Annotated in this window: 8 protein-coding genes; all 8 read left to right on the top strand. The window is 76.3% G+C overall.

Annotated elements, in window-relative coordinates; all coding sequences use genetic code 11:
* The coding region (locus PV721_RS35005) for an SDR family NAD(P)-dependent oxidoreductase (protein ID WP_319731540.1) at positions 1–738 on the top strand (738 nt) is incomplete at its 5' end.
* Complete coding sequence (locus PV721_RS35000) at positions 731–5476, top strand: polyketide synthase (protein WP_319731538.1); 4746 nt, start codon at positions 731–733, stop codon at positions 5474–5476. The genes PV721_RS35005 and PV721_RS35000, both read left to right, overlap by 8 nt.
* Complete coding sequence (locus PV721_RS34995) at positions 5466–5786, top strand: acyl carrier protein (RefSeq protein WP_319731536.1); 321 nt, start codon at positions 5466–5468, stop codon at positions 5784–5786. Before PV721_RS35000 ends, PV721_RS34995 begins: the two co-directional genes overlap by 11 nt.
* Positions 5787–5793: 7 nt before the next feature.
* The gene (locus tag PV721_RS34990; RefSeq protein WP_319731534.1) at positions 5794–6660 is read left to right on the top strand and encodes an alpha/beta fold hydrolase; all 867 of its coding nucleotides are present in this window, start codon (positions 5794–5796) and stop codon (positions 6658–6660) included.
* A gap of 2 nt (positions 6661–6662) precedes the next feature.
* Positions 6663–7829 carry a glycosyltransferase gene (locus PV721_RS34985; protein ID WP_319731542.1) on the top strand — a complete coding sequence of 389 codons (1167 nt, stop codon included), beginning with the start codon at positions 6663–6665 and terminating at the stop codon, positions 7827–7829.
* The gene (locus tag PV721_RS34980) at positions 7826–9694 is read left to right on the top strand and encodes a class I SAM-dependent methyltransferase (RefSeq protein WP_319731532.1); all 1869 of its coding nucleotides are present in this window, start codon (positions 7826–7828) and stop codon (positions 9692–9694) included. The genes PV721_RS34985 and PV721_RS34980 overlap by 4 nt, the downstream gene beginning before the upstream one ends.
* Entirely contained in the window at positions 9691–10680 is a 990-nt protein-coding gene (locus PV721_RS34975; protein ID WP_319731530.1) for a galactokinase, read from the top strand. The genes PV721_RS34980 and PV721_RS34975 overlap by 4 nt, the downstream gene beginning before the upstream one ends.
* A 38-nt stretch (positions 10681–10718) precedes the next feature.
* Positions 10719–11691 (top strand): alkaline phosphatase family protein (locus tag PV721_RS34970; protein ID WP_319731528.1); only part of this gene is annotated, 973 nt, incomplete at its 3' end.

Raw genomic sequence — 11691 nt, 5'->3', positions numbered from 1 at the left:
GCCTCCCCCTCCGCGGACGGGTTCGCCCAGGCCCAGGACCGGGTCGCCCTCCGCGCCGCCCTGATCGCTGCCGGGCTCCGCACGCCCGCGGAGATCGAGGCCGCGGCCACGCGGATCCTCGCCGAGCGCGAGGTGCGCGCCACCCTGGCCGCGCTCACCGCGGCGGCCGCCTCCGTCCGCTACCACTGTGCGGACGTCACCGACGAGCGGGCCGTACGGGCCGTCGTGGCCGACGTACGGGAGCGCCACGGCCGGCTCGACGGCATCGTGCACGGCGCCGGGGTCCTGCGCGACGGCCTGCTGAGCGACAAGCAACCGAGCGACTTCACCGAGGTGTTCACGACCAAGGTCGCCGGCGCCCGGCACCTGGCGGCCGCGGCCGCCGAGCACGGCCCGGCGCCGGCCCCCCGCTTCCTGGCCCTGTTCGGGAGCGTGGCCGGGGTCTACGGCAACCGCGGCCAGACCGACTACGCGGCGGCCAACGACGCCCTCGACGGCCTCGCGCACAGCTGGGCGGAGTCGTTCCCGGGCCGGGTGCTGTCGGTCGACTGGGGCCCCTGGGCCGCGGAGGCGGGCGGGATGGTCACCCCCGAGCTGGAGCGTGCGTACGCCCGGCGCGGCATCCCGCTCATCGATCCGGCAGCAGGCACCGCCGCGTTCCTCGCCGAACTGTCGCACGGAACCGACGTACAAGTGGTCCTTATGGCCGGGGCGCAGGAGGACGGTGGCCATGAGTAGCCGACGGAACGCCGCGGCCCCCCGCCCCGCCGACGCCGCCATCGTCGGCATGGGCGCGGTCTTCCCCGGCGCCCCCGACCTGGCCGCGTACCGCCGCAACCTCCTCGCCGGCACGGACTCCATCGGCGAGGTCCCCCCGGGCCGCTGGGATCCCGAGGTGTACTACGACCCGACCTCGGGACCCGCCCCGGGACCCACCACCGGATCCGCCCCGGGACCCGCAGCCGGCGACCGCTTCTACTGCCGCCGGGGCGGCTTCGTCGACGGCCTCGCCGCCTTCGACCCGACCCGGTTCGGGATCATGCCGGCCGCCGTCGAGGGGGCCGAGCCGGATCAGATGCTGGCCCTGCACGCGACGGCGGAGGCGATCGCCGACGCGGGCGGCGAGGAGCGGCTGCCTGCCGACCGCTCGCGGATCGGGGTGGTGCTGGGCCGCGGCGGGTTCATGGGCGTGGCCACCGCCCGGCTCGATCAACGGGTCCGCACCGCTCACCAGTTGGCGCAGACCCTGCGCGAACTCGCCCCGGAGCTGGGCGAGCGGCGGATCGCGGCGGTGCGCTCGGCTTTCCAGGACGCGCTGGGGCCGGAACGGCCGGACGCCTCGATCGGGCTGGTGCCGAGCTTCACCGCCGCACGGACCGCGAACCGGCTGGACTTCCGCGGCCCCGCCTACACCCTGGACGCGGCCTGCGCCTCCTCCCTGCTGGCGGTGGACCAGGCAGTGGGGCTGCTGGCCTCGGACCGCTGTGACGCGGTGGTCGCGGGGGCGGTGCACCACTGCCACATCGCGACGCTGTGGAGCGTGTTCACGCAGTTGCGGGCGCTGAGTCCGAGCGAGCGGATCCGGCCCTTCGACCGGCGGGCCGACGGGACCCTGCTGTCCGAGGGGACCGGGGTGGTGCTGCTGAAGCGGCTGGCAGACGCACAGCGGGACGGCGACCGCGTGTACGCGGTGATCCGCGGGACGGGCGTGGCCGGGGACGGCCGGGCGGCGAGTCTGATGAGCCCCCTGGTCGCCGGCCAGGTACGGGCCCTGGAACGGGCCTGGCGGGAGGCCGGCCTGGATCCGCGGGCGCCGGGCGCGCTGGGCCTGCTGGAGGCCCACGGAACGGGCACCCCGGTGGGTGACGCGGCCGAACTGGACACCCTGGCCCAGGTGTTCGGCCCACCCGAGCCGGGCGACCGGCGCGGCATCGGCTTCGGTTCGGTGAAGTCGATGCTCGGGCACACCATGCAGGCATCGGGCATGGCCGGACTGATCAAGGCCGCGCTCGCGGTGCACGAGGGGGTGCTGCCGCCGACGCTGCACCTGGAGGAGCCGCACCCGGACCTGGCCCGGACCCGGATGCGGCCGGTGACGGCGGCGGAGACGTGGGAGCGGGGGCCGACGCCCCGCCGGGCCGGGGTCAACGCGTTCGGCTTCGGAGGGATCAACGCCCACGTGGTTCTGGAGGAGGCTCCGGCGGCCGCACGCCCGGCGCTTCCCGTGCGGCGGTTCCTGCCGCTGGGATCCGCGGCCGCGCCGGGGGGACCGGCCGCGCGGGCCGGCGTACTCCTGATCGGCGCGGACACCCCCGCGCAGCTGTCGGCCCGGCTGTCGTCCGCTCCTCCGGTGTCCGGTGGCGAGGGGCCCTGCCGGGTCGCGGTGGTCGGGCCGACGCCGCAGCGGCTCGCGCTGGCCGCGAAGGTGGTGGCGCGGGGCCGGCCGTGGCGGGGGCGCGGGGACGTGTGGTTCGCACCGGAGCCGCTGGGCGGCCGGGTGGCGTTCCTGTTCCCGGGCCTGGAGCCCGAGTTCGCCCCCGTGGTCGACGACGTGGCGGCCCGGGTCGCGCTGGCGCCGCCCCGGCTCACCCGGGGCGCGACCCTCGTGGAACGGGCCCTGGACGCGATCGCCACGGGCCGCTTCTTCGCCCGGGTGCTGCCCGCACTCGGCATCGAGGCCGATGTGCTGGCGGGCCACAGCCTGGGCGAGTGGGCGGCGATGGTGGTCGCCGGAATGTATCCGCAGGAGGCGGCCGACACCTTCCTGGACTCGCTGCGGCCGGACGATCTGCGGGTCCCGGACCTCGTGTACGCGGCACTGGGCTGCGGCGCCCGGCGGGCCGAGGCGGCACTGCACGGCCTGGACTCGGTGGTGGTCAGCCACGACAACTGCCCGCACCAGTCGGTGGTCTGCGGGGGCCCGGACCAAGTGGCGGCGGTGGTGGAGCGGTTGCGCGCCGACGGGGTGCTCGGCCAGGAACTTCCGTTCCGTTCGGGCTTCCACACCCCCATGTGGGAGCCGTACCTGGGCCAGGTCCGCGCCGCCTTCGGCCGGCTGCCGCTGCGGTCCGGTTCCCTCCCGGTGTGGTCGGCGACCACGTGCGCGCCGTTCCCGTCCGCCCCGCAGGAGGTGCGGGACCTGGTGGTCCGCCACCTCCTGGAGCCGGTCCGGTTCCGGGAGTTGACGCTTCGGCTGTACGAGGAGGAGGGCGTGCGCAGCTTCGTCACCCTGGGGCCGGGCAGCCTGCCGGGCTTCGTCGAGGACACCCTGCGCGAGCGTCCCCACCTCTCGGTGTCGACCTCTTCCCCCCGGCTGCCGGGACTGGCGGCGCTGAGCCGCACCTGCGCCGCGTTGTGGGCCGAGGGGCACGCACCGCGCTGGGGGCTCCTGGCCGAGGCGGCGCCGGCGACCGGTTCGGCTCTTCGCCCCGGACCGGCCGCGCCGCAGCCGGCACCCGCCGGACCGGGACTCCGCATGGCGCTGGACCTGGGGTCCCCGCTGGTCCGCCTGAGCGAGGTGGCCCGCACCTCCCTGAGCGGCCTCCTCACCCCGGCCACCGCCTCGACCCCGGCCGCCGCCGCCCTCCCGGCCCCGGGCCCGGCCGGCGGTCCGGCCGTGGCCCCGGTCCGGCCGACGGGCCCTCCCGCGCCCGTGTCCGCCGCGGCGGGAGCGGCCCGCCCGGTGCTGCTCTCCGCGCTGGACGCGGTGCTGGCCGACGCCGGCTCGGCAGCCCGGGCCGTCACCGACGCCTGGTCGACCGCAGGACCGCCGAAGCCCGCGGCGCCGGCACAGGGACAGACACAGGCACGGCCGCCGGCCCAGGACCCCGACGGTCCGGGAAGGGCCACGGGGAAGGAACTCCTGCGGCTCTCCCTCGCCGCGCTGCCCTACGTACGCGACCACTGCGTGTACCTCCAGCCCGAGGGCTGGCCGGCGGATTCCGACCGCTTCCCCGTCGTGCCCATGACCACCATGCTGGAACTGGCCGCCGATGCCGCCCGGCGGCACGCCCCGCCCGGCCTCGCCGTCGTCGGCTACGAGGACGTACGGGCCCTGCGGTGGCTCGCCGTCGAGCCGGCCGTCGACGTCGAGGTCCGCGTCCGCGGTGACGGGCCCGGCCGGTTGCGCGTCGCCCTCGGGGAGTACGCCTCGGTGGTCGTGCTGCTCGGCGAGCGGTACGGGGAGCCGCCCGCACCCGACGACGCGCCGCTGCGCGACCCCGGGCCCGCGCCCGTCAGCGCCGCGGCCCTGTACCGGGACCGCTGGATGTTCCACGGGCCGCGCTTCGCCGGGGTCCACGAGGTGCGGACCGTCGGCTCGGACGGCATCCACGGCGTGCTGCGGGCCCTGCCCGACCCGGGCGCGCTCCTCGACGCCGCCGGGCAGCTCTTCGGGCACTGGATGCAGCTGCGGCTCCCGGTGGACCGGCTGGTCTTCCCTGCCACCGTGCACCGCATCCGGTTCTTCGGGCCGCCGCCGGCCCCGCAGGAGCTGGTCACCGCCACCGCCCGGATCCGCGAGGTGCACGACGTCACCGTGCGCGGCGACCTCGAACTGCGCCGGGCCTCCGGCCGGGTGTGGGCCCGGATCGAGGGGTGGACGTACCGCCGCTTCGGCGCCGACGAGCGGGTCTGGCCGATGAAGTTCACCCCGGAGGTCTGCGGGATCGGCGAGCCCCGGCCCGAGGGCTGGTGCCTGGCCCGGCGCCGCTGGACCGATCCCGCCTCGCAGGAGCTGGTGATGCGCCGCTACCTGGGCGCCGCCGAGCGGGCCGCCTACGAGCGGCTGTCGCCGCGGGCCCGGGCGCCCTGGCTGCTGGGGCGGATCGCGGCCAAGGACGCCCTGCGCGGGCTCTTGTGGGACGGCGGAGCCGGGCCGGTGTTCCCCGCGGAGGTGCCGATCGGCAACGATCCGGCCGGCCGGCCGCTCGCCGAGGGCCCGCTGACCCGGGGCCACCGGCTGTCCATCGCCCACAAGGACCGGATCGCGGTCGCCCTCGCCGACCCGGCGCGGCCGGTCGGCATCGACGTGGAACCGGTGACCGCCGACCCGGACGCGCTCATCCGGATCGCCCTCGGGCAGGACGAACTCCGCCTCGCCGAACGGCTGGCGGCCCGCGGGGGCGCCGGCCTGCCGGCCGCCCTCACCGCCCTGTGGTGCGCCAAGGAGGCCGCCGCCAAGGCGGACGGCGGCGGGCTGGGCGGCCGGCCGCGGGACTGGCGGGTGACCGGTGATCCGGAGTCCGGCGCCCTGCTCGTGACGTCCCCGGACGGGCACCCGTACCCGATCCGCACGACACGGCTCGGCGCACCGCTGACCGGAACACCGCTCGCCACCACGATCACCGGCACGCCGCCCGCCGGCGCCGCGCCCGCCGCCCCGGCGCCGCCCGACCACGTCGTCGCCTGGACCGCCCATCCGACCGCGCCCTCCCCCGTCCCCTTCCACCTCACGGAGAACCGTCATGGCAACTGACATCCTCGCCGAGATCACGGGCATGCTCGTGGAGATCGTCGGCGACGAGTACCTCCTCGCGGAGGAGGTCACGATGAAGACGACGTTCAACGAGGACCTCGCCCTGGAGAGCATCGAGTTCGTGGCCCTCGCCGAGCTGCTCCACCACCGCTACGGCTCCGACGTGGACCTGATGGGCTTCCTGGCGGAGAAGGACATGGACGCCATCCTGGCCATGTCCGTCGGTGAGCTCGTCACCCACATCGGCCGGATCACGCACACCTCCCTGGCCCGGGTCTCGGCGGGCACCTCGCCCGCGTCGGCCGGCTGAGCCCGCCATGGCCGTCGTCCTCGCCAACTCCCTGCGCTTCCACGTCCAGCGGCTCCCGGCCGCCGACGGAGCCGACGCCCCGGACCGCCCCGTCGTGGTCTTCCTGCACGGGCTGGTCGTCGACAACCTCTCCTCCTTCTACTGCCCCCTGGCCGTGCCGGTGGCCCGGGCCGGGCACGAGGCCGTCCTCTACGACCTGCGCGGCCACGGCCGTACCGAGCGCCCGGCCTCCGGCTACGACAGCCGCACCGCCGTACGGGACCTCTTCGCCCTGCTCGGCGCGCTGGGCCTCGGGCAGCGCCCGGTCCACCTGGTCGGCAACAGCTACGGCGGGACCCTCGCCCTGCACGCCGCCCTGGCCCGGCCCGACCTCGTCGCCGGGCTCACCCTCCTCGAACCCCCGCTCGGCGGGGCCTGGGTGGAGAACATGGTGGACACCCTGTCTGCGGCCGCGCTCAGCCTGGAGGACAGCCCGGTCCCCGCCGAGCTGCTCACCCTGCGCCTGCGCAAGGCCGCCAACCTCACGGCCATCGCCGCCGCCCTCCTCAACCGCACCACGCTCATCGACGACATCGCCGCGAGCCGCACCTTCACCCCGGCCGACTACGCCCGGCTGCGCTGCCCGGTCCTGACCGTCTGCGGCGAGCACTCCGAACTGGTGCCGGGCGCCCGGGAGCTGGCCCGCCACGCCCCGCGGGGCGCGCTGCGGATCCTGCCGGGTCTGGGGCACGACGTGCTGAAGGAGAGCAGTGGGGTGCTGCGGGAGTCCGTGCTCGCCCATCTCGACGCGACGGCCGCGAAGGCTCCGGCGAAGTCGGCCGCCACGACAGCAGCGGCAGCGGTACGGCCGCGGGCGGGAGCGCTGGTCCGGTGAAGGTGCTGTTCACCGTGCCCCCGCTGGCGGGGCACGTCAATCCGACCGTGGCCCTCGGAGCCGAACTGGCGTCCCGGGGACACGAGATCGCCTGGGCGGGGCCGGCCTCCGCGCTGGCCCGGCTGCTGCCCGCGCAGGCACGGATCCTGCCGGCCGGCGAGGAGGCCGGCGGCGGGTACTCGGCGCTGCACGAACGCTGGCGCGGTCTCCGCGGGGTGGGGGCGCTGCGGTTCCTGTGGGAGGAGGCGCTGGTGCCGCTGGCCCGGGCGATGGTGCCGGGGGTGGAACGGGCCGTCCGGACGTTCGGGCCGGACGTGATGGTCGCCGACCAGCAGGCCCTGGCCGGGCCGCTGGTCGCCCGGCGGCTCGGCGTCCCGTGGGCGACCTCCGCCAGCACCTCGGCCGAACTGACCCGGCCCTTCGCGGACTTCCCCAAGGTCGGGGAGTGGGTGGCCGGGCAGATCGCCGGCCTGCTCGCGGAGTTCGGTGACGCGGCCCGGGAGCCGGGCGGCTGGGACCCACGGTTCTCGGAGCGGCTGGTCCTGGTCTTCTCCACTCCCGAACTCGTCGGAACGGCCGGGGAGTTCCCGGCGCACCACGCCTACGTCGGGCCGGCCTTCGGGGCCCGGCCGGTCGCGCCCGGATTCCCCTGGCAGCGACTGGATCCGGCGCGCCGGCGGGTGCTGGTGTCCCTGGGCACCCTGAACCAGGAGGCCGGCGCCCGCTTCTACGGGGCGGTGCTGGGTGCCGCCGAACGGCTCGCCGAGGAGGTCCAGTTCGTGCTGGCGGCGCCCTCCGCGCTGACCGGGCCGGTGCCCGGCCACGTCCTGCTCCAGGAGAGCGTCCCGCAGCTGGAACTGCTGCCGCACCTGGACGCGGTGGTCTGCCACGCCGGCCACAACACCGTCTGCGAGGCCCTCGCGCACGGGCTGCCGCTGGTCGTCGCCCCGATCCGGGACGACCAGCCGATCGTGGCCCGGCAGGTGGTCGAGGCCGGAGCCGGAATCCGGGTGCGCTTCGGCCGGACCCGGGCCGAGGAACTGCGCGACGCGCTCACGGCCGTGCTGGACGATCCCGGCCCCCGCCGGGCCGCCCGGCGGATCCAGGCCTCATTCGCCGCGGCGGGCGGGGCTGCCGCCGCGGCCGACCGGTTGGAGAAACTGCTATGACGCCACCCCCGCTCTCCCGGGTCCGGTGGACCTCCGCGGTGTTACTGGCCGCACTCGCCGCGGGCACCGTACGCGCCGGGCGCCGGCTGCGGGCGATCCCGGTGCTGCCCGTGACCCCGCCCGCGGCGGCCGGCGTGCCGCGGCCGGCCGGATGGCGGCTGCTCACCGCCCGCGGCGTCGAGCCCGACGCGGCCACCTTCCTCGCCGCCTGCGCGCACGCCGAAGGGGAGGGGCTGCGGGTGCTGGACCTGCTGCCCGCGGACCTGGCCGCCGAGCGGGCACTGGGGCTGCTGCGGCTGGTCGATCCCGCCCGCTACCGGTGGGACCGGCTCGGCGAGGGGCGCGGGGCCGGGTTCGCCGTGCTCGTCTCCGAGGAGGTTCTCGCGCGGGCCGGGGCGGATCCGGTCGGGCCGCGCCCGGAACCGGCGGAACTCCTGGCGCTGACCCGCCGGTTGAAGGAGTACGCCGCCGACGCGACGGGCCTGGCCATCGCCCCCGGCCTGAGCTGCGGAGGGCCCGACCAGCCCAGGGGACCGGCGCGGGTCGCCGAGCTGCGGGCCCAGGGCCTGCCGCCGGGGGCGCTGGCCGCCGCACAGCTCGGCGGGCTGGCCCTGCTGGCGGGTGTCGCGCTGCGCCAGGGCCGGTGGGGCGCAGCCGCGGCCGGGCTGTACTGGCTCCAGCCGTACCTCGCCCTGGGCGGCCCGGGCTCCCCGCTGCGGCCCGCCGATCTGGCCCGGGCCACCGCCGCCCGGCCGCTGCGCTCCCTCGGCGCCGCCCTGCGTACGGCCGCGGCGGCCGACGGGGACGGAACCGCCGAGGACCGCGCGCGGGACACCACGCGGGCCGCCGCCTACCAGGCCGAACTGACGGCGGGTGTCGCACACTTCCTCGAACCGCGCCGCCCGGACTGCCCGTGGTGCGGCTCGGGCGGGCTCGCCGTCCGGGTCCGGGTGCCGGACCTGCTCCAGGGCAAGCCGGGCCGGTTCACCCTGGAACGGTGCGGGGAGTGCGGGCACGTCTTCCAGAACCCCCGGCTGACCCCGGAGGGACTGGAGTTCTACTACCGCGACTTCTACGACGGGCGCGGCGGCGAGGGCGCGGGCACGGTCTTCGGAAGGCTGGGCGCCGCCTACCGGGGGCGCGCCGAGATGCTCCTGCCGCACGCCGAACCGTTGTCCTGGCTCGACGTGGGCACCGGACACGGCCACTTCTGCAACGCGGCGCGGGCCGTCTGGCCGCGGACCCGGTTCGACGGACTCGACATGGGCGACGGGGTCCGCGAGGCGGAGCGCCGCGGCTGGGTGGAGACCGGATACCAGGGGCAGTTCCCGGAGTTCGCGTCGAAGCTGGCGGGCCAGTACGAGGTGGTCAGCATGTACCACTACCTGGAACACACCCGCGACCCGCTCGCCGAACTGGACGCGGCGGCAGCCGTCCTGGCCCCCGGCGGGTTCCTGACCATCGAGCTGCCCGACCCGGAATCGCGGATGGCCCGGCTGCTCGGCCCGGCGTGGCTTCCCTGGTTCCAGCCCCAGCACCAGCACCTGGTGCCGGCCGCGAACCTGCGCGAGGCACTGGCCGACCGGGGGTTCACCGTCCTCGCCGAGGAGCACGGACCGGCCCACCAGGGCAACGACTTCTTCGGCGCGGTGGCGCTCACGGCGACGCGGCTGGCCCCGGACCCGGACCGCCCGTGGGGTCCCCCGGCCACGGCCCGCACCCGGGCCCTCGCCCACGCCGTTCGACTGGCCGCCCTGCCGGCCTTCGCGGCCGCGGCGGTGCTCGACGCCCTGCGCACGGCGGCGGCCCACCGCACGGACGGCGGCAACGCCTACCGGATGCTGGCCCGCAAGGACATCTCGTGAAGGGCGCGGAAGCCTCCGGGTCACGCTCCACGGCGGGCGGCCCGAACACCGGGCACCTCGCCGACCGGGCCGGAGGGGAACCGATCGGCCTCGCCGGAGGCGGACTGGCCCGGCGGGCCACCGCCGATCCGTTGTTCCGGCTCGTCGCCTACGCGCTGGAGGCCGCGCACGGGCGGCCTCCCGCTGCCGTGTGGAGCGCGCCGTACGCCTTCCACCTGGGCTCCCCCGGGCTGGTCGCGGCGGCCAGCTGGCCCACGGCCGCCGCCGCGGCCCCGCGCACCGACGGCCTGGTGCGGCTCAGCTCCCTCGCCCACCCCGCGGACAGCTGCGATCTGCCGCTGACGCTGTCCGGGCCGCCGCCCGCCGCACCCGACTGGGCCGTGCGGCCGTACACGGTGCTGCGGGCGCTGGCCCGCGCCGGTCACGGCCTCGGCGGGACGGACCTGCACGTGCAGGGTTCCCTCACGGGGGCCGCCGGCCTGGCCACGGCGGAGCCCGCCGAGTGCGCGGTGGCGCTGGCGGTGACCGACGTGCACACGGCGGCGGGTGAGCGGCCGGACCGCGCGGACCTGGCCCGGCTGCTGGCCGGTGCGCTGCCGGACGGGGACGACGGGCTGCGCCGGGCGGTGCTCTTCGCCCGGCCCGGCCGGGCCCTGCTGGTGGGTCCGCAACCCCGGCGGCGACAGCGGTACGTGCCCTTCGATCCGGCGGCGTCGGGAGCCCGGCTGGTGCTGGTCGCCGTACGGGGCGAGGCCGCGGACCGGTCGCGGGAGCTGGCGCGGGCGGTGTCCTGCGCCCGGCGGGCGGGTGCGCTGAGCGCCTGGCAGCCCGGGCCGCGGCCGGGGCGGAGCGTGCTGGTGCTGCTGCCCGGGGCACGACTGACGGCGGTGCGGGCCGCGGTCGCGGAGGACTTCCGCGGCCGGGGGCGGCCCGTGCCGCGCTTCCTGAACATCGCCGTGGCCGGTGCGGCGCGGCGCGAGGAATGACACCGGGTCGCCGGACCCACGACAGGGAGGAAACAGCCATGCCCATCCCCTCACCATCGCCCTCGCCCAGGGCCGGGGCGAGACGCCGGTCCCGCTGGTCGGCGCTCGTGGCCGGACTCGGCGCGCTCGGCCTGCTGGGCGCCTTCACCGTGGCCAACTCGCAGGCGGCGGAGAGCGGTCCGGCCGCCCCGGCGGCTGCCGCGGCCGCGCTGCCGACGTACGACCACGTGGTGGTCGTCGTGTACGAGAACAAGCAGTACGGGGAGATCATCGGCAGCGCGAACGCCCCGTACATCAACCAGCTGGCGAACGGCGGCGCGAGCCTGACCGGCATGAAGGCGCTGACCCACCCCAGCCAGCCGAACTACTTCAACCTCTTCTCCGGTGCCACGCAGGGCATCACGGGCGACGGCTGCTACACCCCGCAGTCGATGACGGCGCCGAACCTCGGCCAGGAACTGATCGCCGCGGGCAAGACCTTCGCAACATACAACGAGGACCTGCCGAGCGAGGGGTCCACGGCCTGTACGAACGGCCAGTACGCGCAGAAGCACAACCCGTGGTTCGCCTTCAAGAACGTGCCGCTGAACACCGGCAAGACGTGGGCGCAGTTCCCGCAGAACAACTTCGCGGCGCTGCCGAGCCTCTCCTTCGTGGTCCCCAACCAGTGCAACGACATGCACTCGTGCTCCGTGAACACGGGAGACACCTGGACGAGGAACAACATCGACGCCTACGCCCAGTGGGCGAAGGCCAACAACAGTCTTCTGGTTCTCACTTGGGACGAGGACAACTACCTCGGCTCGAACCAGATCGCCACCGTCTTCCACGGCGCGAAGGTCAAGACGGGCAAGTACGCCACGGCCTTCAACCACCACCACCTGCTGCGGACCTTCGAGGACCTCTTCGGCACGGCGACGCACGCGGGCAACGCGGCCAACGTCCAGCCGATCAGCGAGGTGTTCGACACCTCGACGGAGCCCACCCCGACCCCCACGCCCACTCCCACCC

Source organism: Streptomyces sp. MB09-01 (genome assembly GCF_033794505.1).
Taxonomy (GTDB): domain Bacteria; phylum Actinomycetota; class Actinomycetes; order Streptomycetales; family Streptomycetaceae; genus Streptomyces.
This window is presented reverse-complemented; position numbering and strand designations above follow the sequence as displayed.

Excerpts from the sequence above, each read along its gene's own strand:
- PV721_RS34995 (WP_319731536.1), top strand. The coding sequence starts at position 5,466 with ATGGCAACTGACATCCTCGCCGAGATCACGGGCATGCTCGTGGAGATC.
- PV721_RS34990 (WP_319731534.1), top strand. The coding sequence starts at position 5,794 with ATGGCCGTCGTCCTCGCCAACTCCCTGCGCTTCCACGTCCAGCGGCTC.
- PV721_RS34980 (WP_319731532.1), top strand. The coding sequence starts at position 7,826 with ATGACGCCACCCCCGCTCTCCCGGGTCCGGTGGACCTCCGCGGTGTTA.
- PV721_RS35000 (WP_319731538.1), top strand. The coding sequence starts at position 731 with ATGAGTAGCCGACGGAACGCCGCGGCCCCCCGCCCCGCCGACGCCGCC.